The sequence below is a fragment of the Autumnicola patrickiae genome, from assembly GCF_031846525.1.
GTDB lineage: Bacteria > Bacteroidota > Bacteroidia > Flavobacteriales > Flavobacteriaceae > Autumnicola > Autumnicola patrickiae.
Map to the genome: position 1 here is coordinate 49,704 of NZ_JAVRHM010000006.1, position 22,453 is coordinate 72,156.

The following is a 22,453-nucleotide window of genomic DNA, read 5'->3' on the forward strand; positions in this document are numbered from 1 at the left end:
AAGCTTCAGTTACTTATTCTGCTGTTTCAAAAATTCCTTTACAATCTGGAGATCATCAAAATCATGACGCTCCCCATTTACCTCCTGATAAGTCTCATGTCCTTTACCAGCAATCAGGATAATATCATTCTTACCTGCCAACTGGCAGGCGGTTTTTATCGCCTGCTTCCTGTTGGTAATGGACATTGTTTTTTTAAAGTTTTGAGGCTGTACCCCGGCCTCTACATCTTCGATAATTTTTTCAGGATCCTCGGTTCTTGGATTGTCACTGGTAAAAATCACCTTTGTGCTTAGAGCTGAAGCAATATGCCCCATTTTTGGCCTTTTAGTTTTGTCCCTATCACCTCCACAACCAACTACAGTAATTAATTCCTCATTTTTTGTACGAATCGCATTTATTGTTTCCAGCACATTTTTTAAAGCATCCGGCGTATGCGCATAATCTACGATGGCTGTAATTTGCTCATTATCGGAAACTACATACTGAAATCTTCCGCTTACAGAATTAAGTTCACTTATAATCTTCAGGCTTTCCATGGTTTCCAGCCCGAGTAATTCAGCTGTAGCATAAATCGCCAGCACGTTATATGCGTTAAAATTCCCTATTAGCTTCGACCAAACCTCCTGCTCATTTATCTTCAACAATAAACCAGTAAACTGATTTTCCAGAATTTGCGCCTGATAATCTGCATATGATTTAAGAGCATATGTATATTTTTTTGCCCTTGTATTCTGAAGCATCACCTCTCCATTCTTATCATCTACATTAGTAAGTGCAAACGAGGAGGCCGGCAATTCGTCAAAAAAACGTTTTTTAACATCACGGTATTCCGCAAAATCCTTGTGATAATCTAAATGATCATGAGAAAGATTGGTAAAAATCCCACCTGCAAATTCAAGGGCAGTTGTTCTATGCTGAGCTATTCCATGAGAACTCACTTCCATAAAGCAGAACTCCACACCTTCCTCATTCATCTCCTTCAAATAGGAGTTGATGGTAATAGAATCTGGAGTAGTTCGTATAGCTGAATATTCTTTATCAGCAACCATCACCCTCACTGTAGAAAGTAAACCGACTTTAAAACCTGCCTTTGTAAAGAGATTATAAAGCAGAGTTGCTATTGTCGTTTTTCCATTGGTCCCGGTTACCCCTACTAATTTTAATTTTTCTGAAGGATTTTCAAAGTAATTGGAGGACATATAAGCCAGTGCCTTCTTGGAATCATCTACCTGAACATAGGTTACTCCGTTAATGATCTGCTCCGGTAACTCTTCGCAGATAACAACGAGCGCTCCCTTTTCTATGGCCTTTTGAATGTAATCGTGACCATCGGAAAGAGTACCCCTGATAGCAATAAAAACATCGTTAAGCTCCACCTTTCTCGAATCGAAATGGAGGTTATTAATGGTTACCCCGGTATTTCCAACCACGGCTTCCATTCTTACACGATATAGGATGTCTTTTAAAATGATCAACTTAATTCTAATTTTATATTCAATTCTTTAGTCTGACTTATTTCTATTCCCGCAGCCACAGACTGACTTTTAACCTTTCCTTTACCCCTGAAATTCACTTTAAATCCGAGATTTTCCAGCAATGAGATCGCATCCATAGCGGGCATCCCGGTAACATCCGGCATCAAAATTTTTTCATTCTGAATTTTGCTATAGTACTTTTTAAAGTCAGCTTTCACATCTTCGTTTTCAACTTCAAGGGAAGGCAGCTCATCCATAATTGGAGTATCGGTATAAATTTTTTGAGCAATGCTCTTGAAAACCGGAGCGGCTACAATGTTTCCGTAATAACCTTTCTTTCTGTTTGGCTTATGAATTACCACAATACAGGAGTATTTAGGATCTTCAGCCGGAAAATATCCAGAAAAAGAAGCGATATACCTTCCCGGCTCAATCCAGTATTCTACCTGACAGGTTCCGGTTTTTCCCGCCATGGAGAAATTAGGGGTATAAATATTAGCCGCAGTTCCGCGTTTCACAGTATTCTCCATCATCTTCCGTACTTTTTTGGCAGTTTCGGGAGAACAGATAGCAGGATTAATTATTTCCTTTTCCACCTTCACGATGGTTTTATCCCATTCTTTCACTTCCTTTATAAAACGAGGTTTCACCATTTCCCCGTTATTCGCTATAGCATTATAAAAGGTAAGTGTCTGCAGAGGAGTTAATGACACTCCGTAGCCAAAGGCCATCCAGGGAAGACTCAGTCCATTCCAGCCTTTATCATCCGGATGCGGAATTCTTGGTTGACCTTCTCCATTAATATCTAACCCAATTTTTTCATTAAGCCCCATAGCATAAAGCCGATCTACGAACTTTGAAGGATTTGTTTTATAACCTTCTGTGACCATTTTTGTAAATGCCGTATTTGAAGAAAGTTCGAAAGCTTTTGCTGCCGAAATTTTTCCGTAGCCACCGTGATGGGAATCACGCACCGCCCGACCATAATACCGGACGACACCATTTTCTGTATCCACTACCTGGGCCGTGTCTATTACCTTGTCTTCCAGGGCAGCCACCATTGCCATTAATTTAAAAGTCGACCCCGGCTCATGGGATTCATAAACAGCATAATTTCTCTTTTCGAAGTAAGTGCCATCTTTTGTCCTACCGAGATTAGACATTGCTTTGATCTCTCCGGTTGCAGTCTCCATTACCACTACAGTTCCATGCTCAGCTTCAAAATACTCGAGCTGTTTTAAAAGCGCATGATGAGTGATATCCTGAATGTTGACATCTATAGTAGAAACCACATCGTAACCATCCCGCGGTTCCACTTCATTATTGTCGCTAATTGGCTTCCACTGCCCTTTTGCTATTTTCTGTTTTAACCTTCTACCATCGGTCCCCCTTAAGTAATTTCCAAAAGCACCTTCCAGACCCACACGGGTAAAATATCCATCTGCATCTTTTCTTTCATATCCCACGGTTCTCTCTCCCATTTTCCCTAAAGGATGCTCACGCACTGTTCTTTGCTCCACAATTAAACCACCTTTGTAGGCACCCAACTCAAACATTGGAAAGTTCCTGAATTTGACATAATCTGAATAACCCAGGTTTTTGGTAATTAAAAGATAACGTTGCTTATTAGCCCTTGCCGCCCTTATTTTTTGCGAATAATAAGAAGCATTTCCTCCAAGTGCTTCGGAAAGTTCTTCGGACAACGGACCTATGTTTTCTTCAAAATCTTTATCTGAAACAGTAACGGCATCAAACCTAATATCGAATTTAGGGACTGAAGTTGCCAGCAGGCTACCATTAGAATCGTAAAGATTCCCGCGGTTGGCAGGAATTTTAAAATTGCGGTAGGTCCTGTCTTCTGCCAGTTCTTTATAGTATTCCCCTTCTACAAACTGAATATCCATCAACTTAAAAGCAACAGCAAACGCGAAGATGAACAGGCATCCTGCGATAAAATATAATCTGTTTAATATGCTTTTTTCAGTAGTTGCCATTCAGTCTCTACTCCTTTAAGTTTACTTTTATTTTGTACGGCGGAGTTTCAGAAGGTTTTATTCCTGTTCCGCTTAATTTGTTGATAATTGTAGATTCCATTTTAATACGCATAAGCGCAGATCGTCGGTCTACAAATTCACTTCTCAATTCCCTCACCTCATTATTAAGCCGTGCAATTTCATGTACTTTACGTTCTGCACTGTGAGAGCAGGCAATCATTACAATTGCCAGGAGCGTACAAAAAACAATAAAACGCCAGTTCTTTACAGCGTCGTTGCTTATAAGAAAATTAGCTTTTAATATGTTGTACAATCCCTTGTTCATCCTTTATCATTTAACTCACAAAGCCAGAAGAAGCTTCTGATTACAGCTTTTTAGCAATACGAAGTTTTGCACTTCTCGCCCTGTTATTTTCAGCAATTTCTTTTTTACCCGGAACTACTAATCCTTTTACTTTTTTATAGGGAACAGAAATATTTCCGTAGAAATCTTTTTCCGGTTCACCTTTAAAAAGTCCGCTTCTTATATACCTCTTCACCAGGCGATCTTCAAGCGAATGGTAAGAAATCAAACTCAGCCGCCCTCCCGGTTTTAGCAATTCTTCTGTCTGCAATAGAAAATCTTTTAAAGCTTCGATCTCCTGATTAACCTCAATCCTGATTGCCTGATAAATCTGGGCCAGGATTTTGTTTTCCTTACCCTTAAAAAGGCTCGGTTTCAATAAATCATTAAGTTGTTCACTACTTTCGATTGGCTTTTCCTTCCTTTCTGTCACTATCATACGAGCCAGCTTGGGAGCATTCTTTAAATCTGCATACTCATAAAACATCTTTTTAAGCTGCTCTTCATCATACTCATTTATCACCTCGTAAGCACTAAGCTTACTATCCTGATTCATCCTCATATCCAGCTTCGCATCAAAACGGGTTGAAAAACCGCGTTCAGCTTCATTAAACTGATGAGAGGAAACGCCAAAATCCCCGAGAATACCGTCTACTCGTTTTACTCCGTAGAACCTTAAAAATCGTTTTATATATCTGAAGTTTTCGTTGATCAGCGTAAAGCGATCATCCTCTATTTTATTTTGTAAAGCATCTTTATCCTGGTCAAAAGCATAAAGCTTACCCCCCGGACCAAGTTCTTTTAATATTTCTCTGGAATGCCCGCCACCACCAAAAGTCACATCCACGTACACGCCGTCTGGCTTAATATCCAGACCACGCACAGTTTCTTCAAGTAGTACAGGTTTATGATATTCCATCTAAATCATCGTTTCCCATTACCTCTTCCGCCAGATCTGCAAAATCATCTGAGGCGGCATCGATAGCGTTTTCATATTTATCTTTATCCCATATTTCGATAATATTAATTGCAGAAGAAAGCACTATCTCTTTCCCGATTCCTGCAAAACCAATAAGATCCTTAGGGATTAACAACCTTCCGTTAGTATCCACCTCAACAGTTTTTACACCTGCGGTGAAGCGACGGATAAAGTCGTTGTTCTTCTTTTTGAAACGGTTCAGCTTGTTTATTTTCTGCATCATTTCATCCCACTGCTCCATGGGATAAAGCTCCAGACAAGGCTGAAAGACAGAGCGCTTTAAAACAAATCCGTTTTGCAACATAGGCGCAAGCTGCTTCTTTAGAGCAGAAGGAACCATTAAGCGGCCTTTCGCATCTACTTTGCACTCATATGTTCCAATTAAATTTACCACTCTGTAATTTATAGATCAAATATATCGAAAAAAAAACCACTTTTTACCACTTTTTACCACATTGTTGATAAGTTTTACCACTGTATCCTGCTGAAACACTTCTAAATAGCTGTATTTACTTATAATTCAGAAGGTTGATAAAAGTGGGAAATTTTAACCTAAAAAATATGCCTATTCTAAAGCCAGAGACTGTATTAAGCTTTGGCAAAAACTCTTTGCTATTAGGCAAAAATGATTATACTTGTATTGAAATCGCTATATTTGCGATTGCTAACCGCAAAGGGCATCAATGAAAAATCACTTAAAGCAAGAAGGAAAGTTTACTTACTTAGAGGAGGGAGAAGGCAAGCCGATTGTCATTTTACACGGGCTCATGGGAGGCCTTAGTAATTTTGACGGGGTTGTGAATTTTTTCCCGTCTAAAGGTTATAAAGTTTTAATTCCGGAATTGCCTTTATACTCGATGTCCCTTCTTAAGACAAGTGTCGCGACATTTGCTAAATACCTTAAGGAATTTATAGAATTTAAAGGTTTTGACGAAGTTATCCTGCTTGGAAATTCTCTTGGAGGTCACATTGCGCTTGTTGCCACCAAACTTTACCCAAGCCTTATAAAAGGGCTTGTGATCACAGGAAGTTCTGGTCTCTACGAAAATGCAATGGGTGAGAGTTACCCGCGGAGAGGCGATTATGAATTCATTAAAAAGAAAGCGCAAAACGTTTTTTATGACCCTGAAGTAGCCACAAAAGAAATTGTTGATGAAGTTTATGAGACTGTAAGCGACAGGAACAAACTGGTAAAAACTCTGGCTATTGCTAAAAGTGCCATCAGGCATAATATGGCCAAGGACCTGCCAAAAATGCTCACTCCCACATGCATTATCTGGGGAAAGAACGACAATGTTACCCCACCTGAAGTAGCTGAAGATTTTGACAGATTGTTGCCGGATTCTGATCTTTACTGGATCGACAAATGCGGACATGCGGCTATGATGGAGCATCCTGAAGAGTTCAATGATGTACTATATGCCTGGCTCGAAAAAAGGCAATTTTAAGCATACACTTTTTACCACCCTAACTATTCCAAACCAGGAAAAAAGACAGACTTAAGATGAAAATTAAAAATGCTGAATTTGTGATAAGCAACAGCAGCGTTGCAAAATGCCCCAATAGTAAACTTCCGGAATATGCTTTTATAGGAAGAAGTAATGTTGGGAAATCATCTTTAATCAATATGTTAACCGGGCGTAAAGCTTTGGCTAAAACCTCTGCAACTCCCGGGAAAACGCAGTTAATAAATCACTTTTTAATAAATGACAACTGGCACCTTGTGGATCTGCCGGGCTATGGATACGCCAAAGTTTCAAAATCTACAAAGAATACTTTCCAGAAATTTATAACGGCTTATTTTGAGAAGAGAGAGCAAATGATTTGTGCATTTGTTTTAGTAGACTCAAGACACAGTCCGCAGAAAATCGATATGGAATTTATGCAATGGCTGGGTGAACATCAGGTTCCATTCTGTATCATTTTCACAAAATCTGATAAGCTGAAGTCTAAAGAACTGGATTTAAAAATCGAAAATTACGAAGCAGAGATGCTAAAAACCTGGGTGGAAATGCCGCAATATTTTGTCACCTCAGCAAATACAGGAATGGGTCAGGAAGAAATTTTAAGTTATATTGAAGAGATCAATAAAAACCTGAAGTTGAGGTAGAAACCTCTAACTTCTAAATCTTAAAAGAGTAGCAGGGTTCCCATACTACTCCTTTTTTGTTCTCTCCCTTAGTAAACTTTTTAGTTCTCCATCATTTTTCAGGCTATTCAATTCTTTAGTAGAAATCAGCACTTGCAACCCGTCGCTACTCTCAGTTAACACAATAGGAAAATCGAATTTATATCCAAATTTCGAAGCGTATTGTTTTTCAAACTCATCTGCGTGCAAAAACTCCATTTCCAAAACTGAAGATTTCCTGAATTTCTTCCAAGATTTCTTTTCCCCCACAATCCCATGGGTAAGATTGCATAGATTGCAGTTATAGGTTTTCGGATTGAACACTTTGTGCAGGGCATCCAGTATTCCGTTTGCCGGTCCTGACTGTGCATTATATATAAAAATAAGTTTCTTCAGACGTCTATCTTTAATTTATGTTGTCGCAGATTTTTAAAAATCCCGGAAAAAAGCTCCGGAATTACTCCTTCTTCAGGTTCATTTTTTCAGCAAAATAGTCACAGAAATCCTGCATTGTTGCTGTCATTTTTTCATCCTGTGTGGCACGATTAAAAGTGTTGCTCATTGCCACCAGGGTTTGATGGAAAAATTTCTTCATTTCATCCACAGGCATATCCTTGGTCCACAAATCTATTCTTAAGGTCTCCTGAGCTTTGCTGTCCCAGACTGAGAGCATTAAAGCTTTCGCCTCTTCCTGGTAAACATTCCCATCTTCTGCCGTCCAGTAAAGTTCCTCCGGAACATGATTTTCATCTGTAACTACTTCTATATTTATCTCAGATTTTTTGAATTGAGCCATTACTTCTTTGGTTTATAATTTGCATCATTAAATATTTCTTCGGCGTTGGTATTCAACATTTCCAGAACGCCCACATCATTTTTATCCATATACTGCCTAAGCATTTGCCAGGCTAAATATTGCCCCAGCCTGTCCGGTGATTCACTATCCAGCAATAAGTAAAACTTCGAAAACGGTGCAGGATAAAGGAAGCGGGTATAAAGCTCTGAATCTGTTTCGAACAAAATTTCGTTTTCCACAAAATACCTCCAGATTTGCTCTTCATTCTTCTTTGCCCACTGCAACTCCTCTTCAGTATATCCCATCTTTTCAGCATCAGATATAAAAGGAATCCAAAGATCTTTCAGGTAAAGTATTTTTCCGTAGTAGACCATATTAGCCAAAAAAGTTCGGGAATCTGGCCGGGGCACAAATTGCTGGGCTATAGCTGTAGCTGCGTCTGGTATTATTTGTTCTTTTTCGAAATTCTTCTTTAAGTATTCCTGAAGTCCCACGTAAAAAGGATGGTCTTTTCCCAAATACGTATCCAGGGAAATAAGGAGTTTACTCCCTGTATAAATAACTTTATTTTTATAATCTACTTCAGAAGTAACAGTATAAACATCGGGTACTTCAAAGTTCGGAAAATAATATTTTACATGCTGAAAAAGGCTGTGCAGCTCGTCCTCTGTTTCAGAAAATTCCGGAAAAGCTTCAGCAACTTCAGTATTAATTTCCTGCTGAATAGTATCTGTGATTTTACTCACCCAAACACTATCAGGATATTGCGGCGGAAAGAAAAACGGAAACTCTCCTTTTAAAGTACCTAAATTCTGCGGAGTCGCATCTGCAAAACGCTTATCGAACCTTGTAACCTCAAAATCCACCTGAACCTTTTCTATCTCCTCCTCAACATCAGATTTAGATTCACAGGAAAATAATAACGGAACAACAATTAATATAAAAAAAAATTTCTTGATCATTCTTATCTTATTGTGAAGGCTTTAACGCCGGCACCTTTTATAAATTAGGTATAAGTATTAGATTTGTGTACAAAGGTATTATTTACAAATTTAACAACCCAACATTATGCAGACCGAAAAAGTGACGGATCACATTATAGACTGGCTAAAAGATTATGCCACCCAGTCCAACATGCAGGGATTTGTATTAGGTATAAGCGGCGGAATTGATTCTGCAGTTACCTCTACGCTGTGCGCAAAAACCGGCTTACGTACCCTATGTGTTGAAATGCCAATACATCAGCCTCAAAATCAGGTGACAAGAGCAAAGAACCATATAAAAGCATTAAAACAAAATTTTGCAAACGTCACCAACCTCACCGTCGATCTCACCTCTACTTTTGATCAATTTAAAGATGTCCTTCCTGCTGAAGAGAGTAATGACCTTCTGGATTTATCATTGGCCAATACCCGTGCGAGACTTAGAATGACTACCTTGTACTACTTTGCAGGTTTACACAAATACCTGGTTGCCGGAACAGGAAATAAAGTTGAAGATTTTGGTGTAGGTTTTTTTACAAAGTATGGTGATGGTGGCGTTGACATAAGTCCTATTGCAGATTTAATGAAGAGCGAAGTATATGATGTTGGTAAGTACCTCAATGTTTCAGATGAAATTCTGGATGCTGATCCTACAGACGGGCTATTCGAAGATAGTCCAAGTGACGAGGAACAAATAGGTGCAAGCTATGACGAGCTTGAGTGGGCTATGAAAAAACAGGAAGAAGGTAAAACTTACAAAGACTTTTCGGGCAGGGAAGCAGAGGTCCTTAGATTATATCATATGTTGAACACTCAAAATCAACATAAGATGCAACCGATTCCAGTATGTGAAATCCCCGTTCATCTTAAGAAATAATCCCTTTGTCGAAAAGTCAATTGAGCATCAAATTATAATAAAATTATGATATACTTTTAGGTAATTATACATGTATTAAGATTCCCCCGGTTTGATACATGCCAATATCAGCCAACTATGTATAAAGTATTAGTCGCAGACCATCATCCCGTAATTAGTCGGGGTATTGGCTTTATCCTCAAGAACAATCCGGCATTGCAAATTATCGGAAATGTTACCAATGGGGACGAATTATTTAAATTTCTTGAAAATGGAGTTCCGGATGTCCTTATTATAGAACTGGATTTACCACAGATAAACGGAATAAATGCTTTAAGAAAAATTAAACAGGATTACCCCGGAACCAGGATGCTGATATTCAGTACACATCCTGAAGAAATGTATGCGCTTAGCACTATTAAGGCTGGGGCTGCCGGATACATTTCAAAAACGACAGATCCTGAAACACTGGAAAAAGCAATTTACCAGGTAGCACGAGGAGGGATTTACCTCAACAAAAAAATTACAGAACGTTTAAATTCCGGTATTTCACACGGCAGGGGGCTTATTGCGAAGTTTAAAAAGCTTTCTACAAGAGAAACTGAAGTACTCAACTTACTTTCTTCAGGAAAGCGGAATAAAGATATTGCTGAAGCTCTGGCGATAAATGAGAAAACCGTAAGCACCTATAAAACCCGGTTGTTGAAAAAATTAAAAGTAGATAATGTGGCTGATCTTATAACCCAGTCGAGATTACTGCAGTTGAATATTACCTAAATCGGAGAATATTGGATTTTCGTGTTATTAAAACTTTTAGATGGTTATAATCCATTATCTCTTCTAGAACATTTGTTTGATGACTGACTCCCTCTCTTGCATTTTCATTTAGATCTTCAATTTTCTGCTTAATAAGTTGAAGTCGAAGATCCAAAATGACTTGATTTATTTCTGAAACTTCTAGTTGATTTTTATGCTTTACAAAAATATCCATTCTTTCCCAGTCATGAAGTTCATACTTCTCGGAATCCATTAATATATCTGTAATCTTTGAAGCTTGAGCTGGGTCAATTTCATTGATCAAAGCTTCTATATTAAATTTAGGATCTTCGTTCAGTCGATCGATCAAAGTTTGATATATAATTCTAAAATTTAAATTCGCAAATGCTATTTCATCTTCCTGTAAATCAAGATAAATTTTTTCAAAAACTTTTTGCTTCTGTTTTATAGGTTCAAGAGATAGCTCCCCATTTAGGTTTTCTTTTAAGATTAAATCTTCAAATTCTTCCTCTGTAGTGCCATAGAGCAACAATATCCGAATAATTGTTTTCTCCAGTTCATATAATTGGTCAACTTCTACTTTCATAGAAGAAGTTTCTTCACGAACCACATCCATAGCCTTTTTCGGACGCTCTTTTCCGGAAGGCTTTCCTTTTGCATCTCTGGAGTTAAGCTGTGCCAGGGTTGTGAATAAAACATCTTCAGAAATATCCATTATCCGGGCACATTCCTGAATATAAATTTCCTGCTGAATATTATCCGGAATTTTCGAGATAGAGCTTACCATATCCCTTATCACATCAGCCTTTTTTACGGGATCATTTTTTGCCTCTTTTACAAGAAGCGAAGCTTTATAAGTAATAAAATCATTGGCATTCTCCAGTAAGAATACCTTTAACTCCTCCTCACTATACTTCTTCGCAAAACTGTCGGGATCTTCACCCTCGGGGAAAGTGCAGACTCTCACATTCATCCCCTGCTCCAGGATAAGGTCGATACCTCGCAGAGATGCTCTCGTTCCCGCCGCATCGCCATCAAAAAGAACAGTTATATTTTTCGTGAGCCGGTTTATTAACCTGATTTGCTCTGAAGTTAATGCAGTTCCCGAAGAAGATACCACGTTCTCAATCCCCGTCTGGTTAAACTGGATTACATCTGTATAACCTTCTACGAGATAACAATTATCTTCTTTTGCAATCGCCTGCTTCGCATGATAAATCCCATAAAGGACTTTACTCTTATGGTAAATTTCACTTTCGGGCGAATTCAGGTATTTGGCTGCCTTTTTTCCATTTGTAAGGATTCTACCCCCAAAACCAAGAACACGGCCAGACATAGAATGGATAGGGAACATCACCCTTCCCTTAAACCTGTCAAACTGCTTCTCCCCTTTTACAATGGTAAGTCCGGTTTTTTCCAGGTAATCCAGTTTATAGCCGCTGCCCAATGCTTCTTTGGTAAAAGCATCCCACTCATCCAGGCAATATCCTAAATCGAATTTCTTAATCGTTTCAGCAGTAAAACCACGCTCCTTAAAATAACTTAAGCCAATTGCATTTCCAGAATCGGTTTTATGTAGAATTTTTTGAAAATACTTGCTTGCATATTCAGAGACAAGATACATACTCTCCTTCTCATCTGCCTGCTGCTTTTGCTCATCAGTTTGTTCTGTCTCTTCAACCTCAATTCCGTATTTTTTGGCGAGATATTTTATGGCTTCGGGATACGTAAAATGTTCGTGCTCCATTAAAAAAGCAATTACGTTCCCTCCTTTTCCGCTGGAGAAATCTTTCCAGATTTGCTTTACGGGTGAAACCATAAAACTCGGCGTGCGCTCATCGCTGAAGGGACTAAGCCCTTTTAGGTTACTTCCAGATTTTTTTAACTGTACAAAATCGCCAATCACTTCCTCTACACGGGAAGTTTCGAAAACATTGTCGATTGTGGTTTTAGAAATCAAGGATTAGTAACTTTTTGGAATGACCACAAAAATATACAATTTCATCCACATTGTATGACCTCTTTAACTGCAAAAAACCTTACAAATCCCTCCTGGAATCTATAAGGTTTTCACCTTTTAAAATTGCAAGTATTTAGTCCAGATCAAACCTTAGACCGAGAGAAAAATTGTTTAATTCTGCATTAGGATCCTGGAAGATTGGATTAAGATCGTACTTTGCATACAGCGAAGTTGCTCCCCAGCCTATATATCCACTAAGACCGTAGACAAAATCATTAGTGTTATAGTCGCTTTTAAGCTTTTCCTTTACGTTATCCCCATCCTGATCATACTTCAGTTTTTGGCGCTCTCCTATGTTAAATCCGGCGTAACCTCCAAGTCCAACTTTAAACATTTCATTAGTGTCAAATTTCACACCTTTATAAGATTCATAACGTCTGGAAGGACCAAATTCAAAGTGTACAGGAAAAACCAGGTTGTCCATTCTAAATTTTGATTTATCCAGATTATACTCAAACTCTTCTAAAGAAGTAAGATCACCATCTTCAACAAAATAGCGGTTATCTGTAGGTTTTAGTCCGTTTAACTGAAACGAAACTCCGTATTTTATTCTTAACCAGTTCGATTTTTCAAAAACACGGGTATTCCACGCCCATCCTATTTCAAAAAAGCGGCTACCACCAATTTTAAAATTTGAATCCTGTATTGACTGCCCATCAGAAAGCGCATTGTTGAATCCGGCAGCAATAACAAATTCTGAAGTTGTCCTGGCGTAATAATTTTCGTCTTCTTCCCGGCTCGGTTCAGAGTCAAATCTCCAGAAACTATCAGATTCATCTTCCTCCTCTTCGCCCCGGGAAAGCAGCGCAATCCTGTTATCCAAAATAGCCACCCGGTTTTCTATATTTAAAGCATGTTTTTTTGCGGCTTCCTTTTTCTGTTTTTCAGCTTCCTGTCTGGTTATTTCTCCATTGTCCAACTGAGAATTTATTCTCTCTACTTTTTCCTTTAAGGACGCTTTTTCTTCAGCAACAATTTCTTCTTTTTCCTTCTGAAGGTTTTCTATTTTTTCAGCATTTTCATTTTCGTAAGTCTGCGCCTCGCAAACTCCGTAACTGAATAAACTAAGAGCAACGTAAAAAATAACAGTTTTCATAATTTTTGGTTTTTTAGTGAAGGATTTCTCCTCCAGGTTGATTGATGATTGACCCTGCCGGGTATGGTGATGATTATTTATATTAATTAGTCTAATTATTTCTTGTTGCAACTGCAGTCCTGGCTCGCACAAAGCCATCTTTTAGCATTTCGAAGACTTTATCTCTAAAAGAAGCATCCAGTTCTTCCTCTACATCTTCCAACAGCGAAAGGGCATCTACAGATCCCGCAGTATATCGAAATTGTGAAGTTTTGCTTATCTCCTTTGCGGCACTTGCCAGCAGTTGGTCCACTTCTTCATTTGTCATTTCATCCCCATGAGCCTCTTTGGCGTTTACTTCAGCAATTATCTGCTCCAATTTGCTCTCAAACACCTCATTTTCGACCATTTCCTCTTCGGAAGCAGCTATTTCACTGATTTCCGCGGAATTTTCTACTCTTTTCTCCGGAATTTCAACATCTACAGCGGCTATCTGCGCTTTTTCGATTGTTTTTTGCTCTTTCTGAAGAGTTTTCTCTTTATCAGATTGCATTTTTTCCTCTTCTACCTTAATTTCTTCGGAAGCAAGTTCTGCTTCAGGTCGATAATTGCCATTTTCAGGGGTCGGCTTATTTTCTTCAATTTCTTCCGTAGGATTATCTACGATTGAAGGTGTAGTGCCTAAAATTTCAGTTTTCGCCACAAAGGTTCCAATGAGAAGCGCTGTAACTGCCGCAGCGGCCATTCCCATCCACCATTTACGACTAATTCCAGATGATTTTCTCTCTTCAGCATCCAATCTGCTGCTCAATTTGTCCCAGCTGTTTTCAGAAGGCGATATTTGCCTTTTTTCGAGCTGCTCCTTAATATGTTTTTCAAATTTATCTGGTGCCATAACCTGTAGTACTTTGTGATTTTAATTTCTCCTGCAACATTTTTCTCGCTTTAAACAATTGGGATTTCGAAGTTCCTTCAGAAATATTCAGCATTTCCGAAATCTCGCTGTGTTTATATCCTTCTACGGCATACATTACAAAAACCATCCGGTAACCTTCGGGAAGATCATCGATTAATCGCTGCAAATGCGCCACTTCTAATTCAGAATTAATATTGTTCCCACTTTCAGAAAAATCAGCCATTTCTTCCTGCTCAAATTCTACTTTGTGATTTGCACGCAAAAAAGAAATTGCCTCCCTAACCATTATTTTCCGGATCCAGCCTTCAAAACTTCCTTCTCCTTTAAATGAATTTAGATTGGTGAAAACCTTAAAAAACCCATTCAGCATTACCTCTTCAGCATGATGAAGATCTTTAATATACTGCCTGCAAACGCTCAACATTTTTCCCGAATGTATCTCGTACAGCCGCTGTTGCGCCTCCCGGTTATTGTTGGCAGCACGCTTGATAAGTCGCGTATCGTTTTTAAAAAGCTGAATTACTTTCACCTGACAATTGTTATTAGAGCCTTCTATTTATATAGACGCAGAAAAGTTACAAAAGGTTGCCTGACCCTATAATTTTTTATTGAAATTTCTTCTGAAGAAAAGATCATTTAGAAATTACAGCTCGAAAATTGCCATTTTGAGCACGTGCCTATTGGGATTTAAATCTTGTATCTTTGCAAAACAGAATTCATTTTATGTCTGAAATTAAACTTACCAGAATCAATAAATACCTGAGTGAAGTGGGCTACTGCTCACGACGGGAAGCCGATAAATTAATCGAACAGGGCAGAATTACCCTTAATGGAAAAGTCCCTGAAATGGGAACTAAAGTTGCTCCCGGAGATGAAGTGCGGGTAAATGGAAAATTAGTTTCCAAAGAAGAACTTAAGGAGCCGAATGTTTATCTGGCTTTTAATAAGCCTGTGGGTATTGTTTGCACTACAGACACGCGGGTGGAAAAGGATAATATTATTGATTACATTAATTATCCCAAACGGATTTTCCCAATCGGCCGGCTGGACAAACCCAGTGAAGGATTGATTTTCCTTACCAACGATGGCGATATTGTAAATAAGATCCTGCGTGCCCGTAACAACCACGAGAAGGAATATATTGTAAGTGTTAATAAACCAATTACAAAGGATTTCATAAACCGAATGGGCTCCGGAATCCCAATTCTGGGCACAACCACCAAAAAATGTGAGGTAGAACAATTAGGCAAATATGAATTTCGAATCATTCTTACCCAGGGATTAAACAGGCAGATTAGAAGGATGTGCGAATTTTTAGGCTACGAAGTTACCTCCTTAAAGCGCATCAGGATTATGAATGTGCAACTGGATGTACCCGTGGGAAAATGGCGGGAACTAACCGAAGATGAGCTTAAAATCATCGACACAATGGTAGATGAGTCGGTAAAGACTGAAGAAGCCTCTAAAATCAACAATTCCGGCAGAAAAGAACATTCTGCAAAGCGTAATCAGAAGAAAGAAAGCACTCATAAAGCCAGGCGCAACCGTAGGGACAAATCTTAACAGATTATTAGCGCGGGCATTAGCCGTGATCTAAAGATATCTTGTTAATTTTAAACGAAATTGATTTACTCTGGTTCCTCAAATCAAAGTGAATTTTTTAATGAGCTATAAATTACCCAGCACAAATGAAAATACAACCTTTCCATCTTGCTATACCCGTATCTGACCTTGAGAAGTGCAGAAAGTTCTATAAGGAAACGCTTGGATGTGGAGAAGGACGTAGTAGTGATCATTGGGTGGATTTCAATTTTTTTGGACATCAGCTGGTAATTCATTATAAAGAACCCGAAAAAACTGCGGCTGCAGCCAGCAATCCTGTAGACGGAAAAGATGTTCCAATCCCACACTTTGGTGTGGTATTACAATGGGATGTTTTTCAGGAATTCTCCAAGATATTGCAATCCAAAGGCATTGATTTTGTCATCGAACCTTATATTCGTTTTGAAGGACAGGTAGGTGAACAGGCTACAATGTTTTTTAAAGATCCATGTGGAAATGCTTTAGAATTTAAAGCATTTAAAAACATGGACCAGCTTTTTGCCAAGTAACCTCAACTAAAATTATATGAACACATTAAAACCGGCTCTGGTACGTCAGATTTTCGTGCTATTGCTAATTCTTTTTTTAGCGGTTTTAATTTTTAAGGAAATTATTCCCTATTTGTCGGGAGTACTTGGTGCCATTACACTTTACGCGCTGCTTATAAACTGGATGAGAAAACTGCTAATCCGGGGATGGAAGCCCAGTCTCGCAGCAGCCTTTTTAATGACAGGTTCTTTTGTGTGCATTCTAGTGCCGGTAACAATAATTGTGCTAATGCTTTCCTCTAAGATTGGAAAAGCAGTGGCAAATTCAGAAAGGGTGGTTTCTGCTATAAAGGAACAGACATTTATTTTAGAAGATTATTTTAATTATAATTTAAGCCAGACAATCGATACTTCCTCTGTAACCAGCTGGATTTCCACAAATCTTCAAAGTTTGGCGGGAGGCACTTTTGATGCTTTTATAGCAATAGGGATAATGTATTTTATGCTCTATTATATGCTTACAAACCGAGAAGCTTTAAAAGACTCCCTTATTGCTTATATTCCGTTAGGTAAGGATAATATTACCCATATTGGTGAAGAAAGCAATCAGCTGGTAAAATCAAATGCGCTAGGAATACCACTTGTAGCTTTAAGCCAGGGAATTATTGCTTTAATAGGGTATCTAATTATAGGTGTTCCTGATCCCTTTTTCTGGTTTGTAATAACAGCGGTTGGATCTATGATTCCCTTTATTGGTACAGCACTAGGGATATTACCGGTTACCATTCTACTTCTTGCACAGGGCCAAAATTTACAGGCCATTGCAATTTTAATTTATGGACTTGTAGTGGTAGGAGCAACAGATAATATTATTCGTCTTTACGTATTAGAAAAACTGGCGAGCGTGCACCCGCTAATCACCCTTTTTGGAGTAGTTGTGGGCGTACCTTTATTTGGCTTTATTGGATTAATATTTGGACCTATCCTTATCTCTTTGTTTTTATTGATCCTTAAGATCTATAAAAAAGAATACGGTAATGGTCATGATACATTGTAACAGGAATAAATAATTAAAATGTAAATTATGTTAGAAAAAAAACTCAAAGAATTAGACGAGAAGTACCTGAAAGAAGGAGCCTCTAAAATTGATGACGGAGATGTAAAAATTGCTGCGGAAAACCAGGAGCAAATTTCAGACAAGATACTTAATTCCAGTATGTTGAAAAAATATACCGAAATAGGTAAATTGATGTTTGGTATGCTACAGGATTACCGCAGCGGCACTTACAGAAACATACCCTGGTTTTCAATCGCTGCTATTACCTTCGCATTTTTATATATTCTGAATCCTTTTGATATTGTACCTGATTTTATTCCGGGACTGGGATACATAGATGATTTTGCAATCATGACGATAACCCTGAGATTCCTGGAAACCGATTTACATAGCTATCTTGACTGGAAACTCGCTGAAGGAGATTCTGAAGAAGAGGAAGAACCAGAATTTGCGTAATTAGTTTTACTGTTGTTTTTTTAGTGCTCTGTGACGTTCTCTGGCCAGCAAAGTATTCTTTAGCAGCATAGAAACCGTCATAGGGCCTACTCCTCCAGGTACCGGAGTAATATAAGATGCACGTTTACTTACGTTTTCGAAATCCACATCTCCTTTAATAATATATCCTCGCGGACTATCTTCATCTGGAACCCGTGTGATTCCAACATCGATTATAACCGCATCATCTTTAATCATTTCCCCTTTAAGAAAATCAGGGATACCAACGGCGATAATAATAATATCTGCCTGGGAAGTAATTTGGGTAATGTTCTTAGTGAATTCGTGGGTAAGCGTAACGGTAGAATTCCCCGGAAATCCGCTACGTCCCATTAAAATACTCATTGGTCTCCCCACAATATAACTTCTACCAATTACTACAGTATGTTTTCCTTTGGTGGGAATGTCGTATCGCTCCAGTAATTCCAATATCCCGAAAGGTGTCGCCGGAATAAAGGAGGTCATATCAAAAGCCATTTTCCCAAAATTCGTAGGATGAAATCCATCCACATCTTTGTCGGGATCTACAGCTAGTAATACTTTTTGAGTATCGATTTGTTTGGGTAGTGGAAGTTGAACAATAAAACCATCGATATCATCATTCTGGTTTAATTCTTCAATCTTATCCAGCAACTCCAGTTCACTCACGGTAGAAGGCAATCTGTAAAGAGAAGATTCAAAACCTACCTGCTTGCAGGATTTTACTTTACTATTTACGTAAGTAAGGCTCGCACCGTCGTTTCCAACAATAATTGCAGCCAAATGCGGAACTTTTTCTCCGCGTTCTTTCATTTTTGTAACCTCTTCAGCAATTTCATTTTTAATGTCGTTGCTGATTTTCTTACCGTCGAGTATTGTCATATTTCAGTTAGCAGTGTTCAGTCTCAGTTTGCAGTCATTCTTTACTTGCTCCAAACCTAGCAGGATTGTTTATCATATAGTTTAGCAGTTTTCCAACTTCTAAACTTTTTTGGTTTAGTTCTTCTTTGGTATTTTTATTAATATACTCACAAGCATAAGCAAATTCTAACCAACTTTGAGTTTCAGCATTTTCAGCATCACTATCAGTTAATTTACTGATAAAGTGATTAGGATACCGCCGCTTTCGATAAGCTTCCGCAACATTCGCACATACCGATCGCGAACTTCTTCTGATCTGATCTGTTAAGGAATACCTCTCTTCTTTTGGAAATTCCTTTGTCAGGTTAAAAATGTCCATTGCAAGGCCAAAACCAATTTCATAAACCTTTAATGATCTAAAATCCATTAATTCGAAATTTTACTGCCTACTGCCCCTGCAAACTGATTTTTTACTTCATCCCCTTCATCATATTCATCATCTGCCGGCCGCCGCCACCTTGCATCATCTTCATCATTTTCCCCATCTGGTTGAATTGCTTCAAGAGCTGATTAACTTCCTGAACAGAAGTTCCTGATCCTTTTCCGATTCTTTTCTTTCTGCTGGAATTGATGATTTTCGGGTTACTTCTTTCTTCCGGAGTCATTGAATGGATTATCGCTTCAATCCCTTTAAAGGCATCATCATCAATATCTACATCCTTCAGCATTTTTCCTGCTCCCGGAATCATCCCAAGAAGATCTTTCATAGAACCCATCTTCTTAATTTGCTGAAGCTGATTCAGAAAATCATCAAATCCGAATTTATTTTTGGCAATTTTCTTCTGAAGCTTTCTCGCTTCCTCTTCATCATACTGCTCCTGGGCACGTTCCACAAGGGAAACAACGTCTCCCATCCCCAAAATCCTGTCGGCCATACGGGAAGGATAGAACACATCCATCGCATCCATCTTTTCACCGGTACCAATAAATTTGATTGGTTTGTTTACAACAGATTTAATCGAGATTGCAGCACCACCACGAGTATCACCATCTAATTTGGTAAGGATAACCCCGTCAAAATTAAGGCGCTCGTTAAAAGTCTTCGCTGTATTCACTGCATCCTGCCCGGTCATGGAATCTACCACAAACAACGTCTCCTGTGGCTGGATGGCACTGTGAATATTTGCAATTTCGGTCATCATCGCCTCGTCTATCGCCAGACGACCCGCGGTATCTATGATCACCACATTGTGTCCGTTTTCTTTAGCATACGCAATCGCAGCTTTGGAAATTGCAACCGGATCCTGATTTCCTTCATCACTAAAAACCTCAACGCCAACCTGTTCTCCAACGACGTGAAGCTGATTGATCGCCGCCGGCCTGTAAACATCACAGGCAACCAAAAGTGGTTTTTTAGTTTTTTTATTTTTAAGATAATTCGCAAGTTTTGCCGAGAATGTTGTTTTACCACTACCCTGTAAACCGGACATTAAAATAACCGACGGATTACCTGATAAGTTAACTCCTGCAGCTTCACCACCCATGAGTTGGGTTAGTTCGTCTTTTACAAGTTTCACCAACATCTGGCCCGGTTTTAAGGCCGTAAGTACATCCTGTCCAAGAGCCTTTTCCTTAACCTTGCTGGTAAATTCCTTTGCAATTTTATAGTTAACATCGGCATCTACCAAAGCCCGCCGCACTTCCTTTAAAGTCTCTGCAACGTTAATTTCAGTAATCTGGCCATGCCCTTTTAAGACATGAAAGGCATTGTCTAACTTGTCACTTAAATTATCAAACATATTCTTGCTACGTTTTTAAGAGTTGCAAAGATAAGGATTGGCAACTTAGTTACAAAGGCAGTTATGCGGAAAAGATTGAAGATTAAAATGTTTCCCAACAAAAAAACCACCATACAAAGTACAGTGGTTTATAAATCAAAATTTATTCTGAAACCTAATTTCTCCTTCTGCCGTAATTGCTGCCGGACTTAGACTTATTGTTATTATTATTTCTGCGTGGCCGATTGTTTGCCTTGTTTTCAGCCTTTCTTTCCAGAACCTCATCAAGACTTTCTGTAGGTTCGAATCCACTCATCACTTCTTTTTCCAGCGTTTCCCCAAGAAGTTTTTCGATGCCCCGTACATATTCATTTTCATCTACACTCACCAAAGAAATTGCTTCCCCACTGGCTCCTGCCCTTCCCGTACGTCCTATTCTATGCACGTAATCTTCCGGAATATTAGGAAGTTCATAGTTTATTACGTGTGGTAAAAGCGGAATGTCCAGGCCACGGGCGGCAATATCTGTCGCCACAAGTACGCGTACCCTTCCTTTTTTGAATCCGTCGAGTGCTTTTGTTCGTGCACCCTGACTTTTATTTCCATGGATTGCTGCGGAAGTGATTCCGGTTTTTTCCAGTTTTTCACTTAGGCGGTTTGCACCGTGTTTAGTTCTGGTAAAAACCAGCACCTGTTCCCAGTTTCCGTCTGAAATCAACTTGGTAATTAAAGCAGTCTTCTTCGATTTGTTGGTTCTGTAAACTTTCTGGTCTACCTTTTCTGCTGTTGTATTTTCCGGAGTAGCTTCAACTAAAACAGGTTTTGTAAGGAAAGTATTCGCCAGTTGCTTTATATCCTTTGAAAAGGTTGCCGAAAACAGCAAATTCTGGCGCTTTTCCGGCATGAGTGCAAGGATTTTCTTAATATCTCTAAGAAATCCCATATCCAGCATCCTGTCAGCTTCATCCAAAACCAAAATTTCAATATTGGATAGAGTAAATGCTTTTTGCTGATGCAAATCCAGCAAACGTCCAGGCGTTGCCACCAATATATCTACTCCCTGACGCAAAGCGCGGATTTGTGGTGCGGAGTTCACTCCGCCAAAAATCACGTGCGACTTAAGGTCAAGAAAGGTACTGTAATCTTTAACATCTTCTAAAACCTGTGCAGCAAGTTCCCTTGTTGGGGTTAAAACTAAAGCGCGAACCGGTCTTTTTCTTAAATTTTCTCCTTCAGATAATATTTGAAGCATTGGCAAAGTAAAACCGGCAGTTTTGCCTGTCCCTGTTTGCGCCGATGCTAAAATATCTCTTCCTTCTAAAATAAACGGAATTGCCTTTTCCTGGATAGGTGAAGGCGTAGTGTGTCCTTTTTTGCTAATTGCTTTCAGCAAGGGTTCAGACAGACCCAATGATTTAAATGACATAAAAATTGTTTAAAAAATGACAATTTTAAGCTATGCCATTTTTATATAAGCGGCAAAGGTACGGCTAATTCCCGAGCTAATCTATTTTTGGGGTTTAAGTGGGGTTTAGCGGAGTTGTGGGGTTGTCTGTTGTCTGTTGTCTGTTGTCAAAGTTCCAGGTTTCAGGTTTCAGGTTTCAAAGAAAAGAGACTGTTAAAATGGCAATTTTCGATTCTAAATTTTCCCACCAATCCACAAGTAAACTCAGAGAGCTTCCGCAGAATCCTTTTTAGCGAGTGTCCTGATTCTTATCTCCTGTTTCCTTATTCAGTTTACGGTGAACGATCTAAAATAACAATTATAAATCTATAAATTTACTACGAATGCTCGAATAAATTCTTCATACTCTCTCCTCTAAAAAGATGAAGGCTCTAAATTGGCAATT

At 38.8% G+C, this 22,453-nt stretch carries 24 protein-coding genes; 8 read left to right on the plus strand and 16 right to left on the minus strand.

All coding sequences use genetic code 11. The features are described 5' to 3' along the window. Nucleotides 1-9: 9 nt before the first annotated feature. From RM549_RS06770 to mraZ, 5 genes are read right to left on the minus strand one after another with little or no spacing between them, the layout of a single operon-like run. Nucleotides 10-1,476, minus strand: a complete 1,467-nt coding sequence (locus RM549_RS06770; RefSeq protein ID WP_311683069.1) for a UDP-N-acetylmuramoyl-L-alanyl-D-glutamate--2,6-diaminopimelate ligase — start codon at nucleotides 1,474-1,476, stop codon at nucleotides 10-12. Then, nucleotides 1,473-3,470 carry a penicillin-binding protein gene (locus RM549_RS06775; RefSeq protein ID WP_311683071.1) on the minus strand — a complete coding sequence of 666 codons (1,998 nt, stop codon included), beginning with the start codon at nucleotides 3,468-3,470 and terminating at the stop codon, nucleotides 1,473-1,475. The genes RM549_RS06770 and RM549_RS06775 overlap by 4 nt, the downstream gene beginning before the upstream one ends. A 7-nt stretch (nucleotides 3,471-3,477) precedes the next feature. Further along, a complete protein-coding gene (locus RM549_RS06780) occupies nucleotides 3,478-3,795 on the minus strand; it encodes an FtsL-like putative cell division protein (RefSeq protein ID WP_311683073.1) in 318 nt (105 codons plus the stop codon). Nucleotides 3,796-3,835: 40 nt separating this feature from the next. Next, entirely contained in the window at nucleotides 3,836-4,732 is an 897-nt protein-coding gene (gene rsmH / locus RM549_RS06785) for a 16S rRNA (cytosine(1402)-N(4))-methyltransferase RsmH (RefSeq protein WP_311683075.1), read from the minus strand. Then, nucleotides 4,719-5,186 (minus strand): division/cell wall cluster transcriptional repressor MraZ, encoded by a 468-nt coding sequence (mraZ, locus tag RM549_RS06790; RefSeq protein ID WP_311683077.1) that lies wholly within the window; start codon nucleotides 5,184-5,186, stop codon nucleotides 4,719-4,721. The genes rsmH and mraZ overlap by 14 nt, the downstream gene beginning before the upstream one ends. A 289-nt stretch (nucleotides 5,187-5,475) precedes the next feature. Between mraZ and RM549_RS06795 the strand changes: the two genes are divergently transcribed. Then, nucleotides 5,476-6,240, plus strand: a complete 765-nt coding sequence (locus RM549_RS06795) for an alpha/beta fold hydrolase (RefSeq protein ID WP_311683079.1) — start codon at nucleotides 5,476-5,478, stop codon at nucleotides 6,238-6,240. A gap of 56 nt (nucleotides 6,241-6,296) precedes the next feature. Beyond that, nucleotides 6,297-6,902 (plus strand): ribosome biogenesis GTP-binding protein YihA/YsxC, encoded by a 606-nt coding sequence (yihA, locus tag RM549_RS06800; protein WP_311683081.1) that lies wholly within the window; start codon nucleotides 6,297-6,299, stop codon nucleotides 6,900-6,902. Between the two features lie 45 nt (nucleotides 6,903-6,947). On the opposite strand, the gene RM549_RS06805 is transcribed toward yihA, so the two are convergent. From RM549_RS06805 to gldB, 3 genes are all read right to left on the minus strand, one after another. After that, the gene (locus RM549_RS06805; protein WP_311683083.1) at nucleotides 6,948-7,139 is read right to left on the minus strand and encodes a hypothetical protein; all 192 of its coding nucleotides are present in this window, start codon (nucleotides 7,137-7,139) and stop codon (nucleotides 6,948-6,950) included. Between the two features lie 238 nt (nucleotides 7,140-7,377). Continuing rightward, nucleotides 7,378-7,716 (minus strand): gliding motility protein GldC, encoded by a 339-nt coding sequence (gldC, locus tag RM549_RS06810; RefSeq protein ID WP_311683085.1) that lies wholly within the window; start codon nucleotides 7,714-7,716, stop codon nucleotides 7,378-7,380. After that, entirely contained in the window at nucleotides 7,716-8,678 is a 963-nt protein-coding gene (gene gldB / locus RM549_RS06815) for a gliding motility lipoprotein GldB (protein ID WP_311683087.1), read from the minus strand. Before gldB ends, gldC begins: the two co-directional genes overlap by 1 nt. 106 nt (nucleotides 8,679-8,784) lie before the next feature. On the opposite strand from gldB, the gene nadE reads away from it, so the two are divergent. Beyond that, nucleotides 8,785-9,576: an NAD(+) synthase gene (gene nadE / locus RM549_RS06820; protein ID WP_311683089.1), complete on the plus strand. Its 792-nt coding sequence runs from the start codon at nucleotides 8,785-8,787 to the stop codon at nucleotides 9,574-9,576. A 117-nt stretch (nucleotides 9,577-9,693) separates the two neighbouring features. Then, nucleotides 9,694-10,332, plus strand: coding sequence for a response regulator (locus RM549_RS06825; RefSeq protein ID WP_311683091.1), 639 nt, complete (start codon nucleotides 9,694-9,696; stop codon nucleotides 10,330-10,332). Here RM549_RS06825 and dnaG read toward each other — a convergent pair. The 4 genes from dnaG to RM549_RS06845 all read right to left on the minus strand — a co-directional run bounded on the left by dnaG (nucleotide 10,325) and on the right by RM549_RS06845 (nucleotide 14,872). Beyond that, the gene (gene dnaG, locus RM549_RS06830; protein WP_311683093.1) at nucleotides 10,325-12,292 is read right to left on the minus strand and encodes a DNA primase; all 1,968 of its coding nucleotides are present in this window, start codon (nucleotides 12,290-12,292) and stop codon (nucleotides 10,325-10,327) included. The genes RM549_RS06825 and dnaG overlap by 8 nt on opposite strands. Nucleotides 12,293-12,425: 133 nt before the next feature. Next, nucleotides 12,426-13,448 (minus strand): hypothetical protein, encoded by a 1,023-nt coding sequence (locus tag RM549_RS06835; protein ID WP_311683095.1) that lies wholly within the window; start codon nucleotides 13,446-13,448, stop codon nucleotides 12,426-12,428. Nucleotides 13,449-13,539: 91 nt separating this feature from the next. Then, on the minus strand, nucleotides 13,540-14,322 hold the full coding sequence (locus tag RM549_RS06840; RefSeq protein WP_311683096.1) for a hypothetical protein: 783 nt from the start codon (nucleotides 14,320-14,322) through the stop codon (nucleotides 13,540-13,542). Further along, complete coding sequence (locus RM549_RS06845) at nucleotides 14,309-14,872, minus strand: RNA polymerase sigma factor (RefSeq protein ID WP_311683097.1); 564 nt, start codon at nucleotides 14,870-14,872, stop codon at nucleotides 14,309-14,311. Before RM549_RS06845 ends, RM549_RS06840 begins: the two co-directional genes overlap by 14 nt. A 194-nt stretch (nucleotides 14,873-15,066) precedes the next feature. On the opposite strand from RM549_RS06845, the gene rluF reads away from it, so the two are divergent. The 4 genes from rluF (at nucleotide 15,067) to RM549_RS06865 (ending at nucleotide 17,946) form a co-directional block, all read left to right on the plus strand. Continuing rightward, nucleotides 15,067-15,906 (plus strand): 23S rRNA pseudouridine(2604) synthase RluF, encoded by an 840-nt coding sequence (gene rluF, locus RM549_RS06850; protein ID WP_311683098.1) that lies wholly within the window; start codon nucleotides 15,067-15,069, stop codon nucleotides 15,904-15,906. A 125-nt stretch (nucleotides 15,907-16,031) separates the two neighbouring features. Beyond that, nucleotides 16,032-16,454 (plus strand): VOC family protein, encoded by a 423-nt coding sequence (locus tag RM549_RS06855; protein WP_311683099.1) that lies wholly within the window; start codon nucleotides 16,032-16,034, stop codon nucleotides 16,452-16,454. 16 nt (nucleotides 16,455-16,470) lie between these two features. Then, entirely contained in the window at nucleotides 16,471-17,490 is a 1,020-nt protein-coding gene (locus RM549_RS06860) for an AI-2E family transporter (RefSeq protein ID WP_311683100.1), read from the plus strand. 27 nt (nucleotides 17,491-17,517) lie between these two features. Continuing rightward, nucleotides 17,518-17,946 carry a YkvA family protein gene (locus tag RM549_RS06865; RefSeq protein WP_311683101.1) on the plus strand — a complete coding sequence of 143 codons (429 nt, stop codon included), beginning with the start codon at nucleotides 17,518-17,520 and terminating at the stop codon, nucleotides 17,944-17,946. A 6-nt stretch (nucleotides 17,947-17,952) separates the two neighbouring features. Here RM549_RS06865 and RM549_RS06870 read toward each other — a convergent pair whose 3' ends face one another. From RM549_RS06870 to RM549_RS06885, 4 genes are all read right to left on the minus strand, one after another. Beyond that, the gene (locus tag RM549_RS06870) at nucleotides 17,953-18,846 is read right to left on the minus strand and encodes a bifunctional 5,10-methylenetetrahydrofolate dehydrogenase/5,10-methenyltetrahydrofolate cyclohydrolase (protein WP_311683102.1); all 894 of its coding nucleotides are present in this window, start codon (nucleotides 18,844-18,846) and stop codon (nucleotides 17,953-17,955) included. Nucleotides 18,847-18,880: 34 nt separating this feature from the next. Next, nucleotides 18,881-19,252, minus strand: coding sequence for a four helix bundle protein (locus tag RM549_RS06875; protein ID WP_311683104.1), 372 nt, complete (start codon nucleotides 19,250-19,252; stop codon nucleotides 18,881-18,883). A 43-nt stretch (nucleotides 19,253-19,295) separates the two neighbouring features. Next, nucleotides 19,296-20,624, minus strand: a complete 1,329-nt coding sequence (gene ffh / locus RM549_RS06880; RefSeq protein WP_311683105.1) for a signal recognition particle protein — start codon at nucleotides 20,622-20,624, stop codon at nucleotides 19,296-19,298. Between the two features lie 154 nt (nucleotides 20,625-20,778). Next, nucleotides 20,779-22,029 carry a DEAD/DEAH box helicase gene (locus RM549_RS06885; protein WP_311683107.1) on the minus strand — a complete coding sequence of 417 codons (1,251 nt, stop codon included), beginning with the start codon at nucleotides 22,027-22,029 and terminating at the stop codon, nucleotides 20,779-20,781. Between the last annotated feature and the right edge of the window lie 424 nt (nucleotides 22,030-22,453).

Coding starts and splice junctions, on each gene's coding strand:
- RM549_RS06775 (WP_311683071.1), bottom strand. CDS start 3,470: ATGGCAACTACTGAAAAAAGCATATTAAACAGATTATATTTTATCGCA.
- RM549_RS06780 (WP_311683073.1), bottom strand. CDS start 3,795: ATGAACAAGGGATTGTACAACATATTAAAAGCTAATTTTCTTATAAGC.
- rsmH (WP_311683075.1), bottom strand. CDS start 4,732: ATGGAATATCATAAACCTGTACTACTTGAAGAAACTGTGCGTGGTCTG.
- RM549_RS06795 (WP_311683079.1), top strand. CDS start 5,476: ATGAAAAATCACTTAAAGCAAGAAGGAAAGTTTACTTACTTAGAGGAG.
- yihA (WP_311683081.1), top strand. CDS start 6,297: ATGAAAATTAAAAATGCTGAATTTGTGATAAGCAACAGCAGCGTTGCA.
- RM549_RS06805 (WP_311683083.1), bottom strand. CDS start 7,139: ATGGAGTTTTTGCACGCAGATGAGTTTGAAAAACAATACGCTTCGAAA.
- gldC (WP_311683085.1), bottom strand. CDS start 7,716: ATGGCTCAATTCAAAAAATCTGAGATAAATATAGAAGTAGTTACAGAT.
- gldB (WP_311683087.1), bottom strand. CDS start 8,678: ATGATCAAGAAATTTTTTTTTATATTAATTGTTGTTCCGTTATTATTT.
- nadE (WP_311683089.1), top strand. CDS start 8,785: ATGCAGACCGAAAAAGTGACGGATCACATTATAGACTGGCTAAAAGAT.
- RM549_RS06825 (WP_311683091.1), top strand. CDS start 9,694: ATGTATAAAGTATTAGTCGCAGACCATCATCCCGTAATTAGTCGGGGT.
- RM549_RS06835 (WP_311683095.1), bottom strand. CDS start 13,448: ATGAAAACTGTTATTTTTTACGTTGCTCTTAGTTTATTCAGTTACGGA.
- RM549_RS06840 (WP_311683096.1), bottom strand. CDS start 14,322: ATGGCACCAGATAAATTTGAAAAACATATTAAGGAGCAGCTCGAAAAA.
- rluF (WP_311683098.1), top strand. CDS start 15,067: ATGTCTGAAATTAAACTTACCAGAATCAATAAATACCTGAGTGAAGTG.
- RM549_RS06855 (WP_311683099.1), top strand. CDS start 16,032: ATGAAAATACAACCTTTCCATCTTGCTATACCCGTATCTGACCTTGAG.
- RM549_RS06860 (WP_311683100.1), top strand. CDS start 16,471: ATGAACACATTAAAACCGGCTCTGGTACGTCAGATTTTCGTGCTATTG.
- RM549_RS06865 (WP_311683101.1), top strand. CDS start 17,518: ATGTTAGAAAAAAAACTCAAAGAATTAGACGAGAAGTACCTGAAAGAA.
- RM549_RS06870 (WP_311683102.1), bottom strand. CDS start 18,846: ATGACAATACTCGACGGTAAGAAAATCAGCAACGACATTAAAAATGAA.
- RM549_RS06875 (WP_311683104.1), bottom strand. CDS start 19,252: ATGGATTTTAGATCATTAAAGGTTTATGAAATTGGTTTTGGCCTTGCA.
- ffh (WP_311683105.1), bottom strand. CDS start 20,624: ATGTTTGATAATTTAAGTGACAAGTTAGACAATGCCTTTCATGTCTTA.
- RM549_RS06885 (WP_311683107.1), bottom strand. CDS start 22,029: ATGTCATTTAAATCATTGGGTCTGTCTGAACCCTTGCTGAAAGCAATT.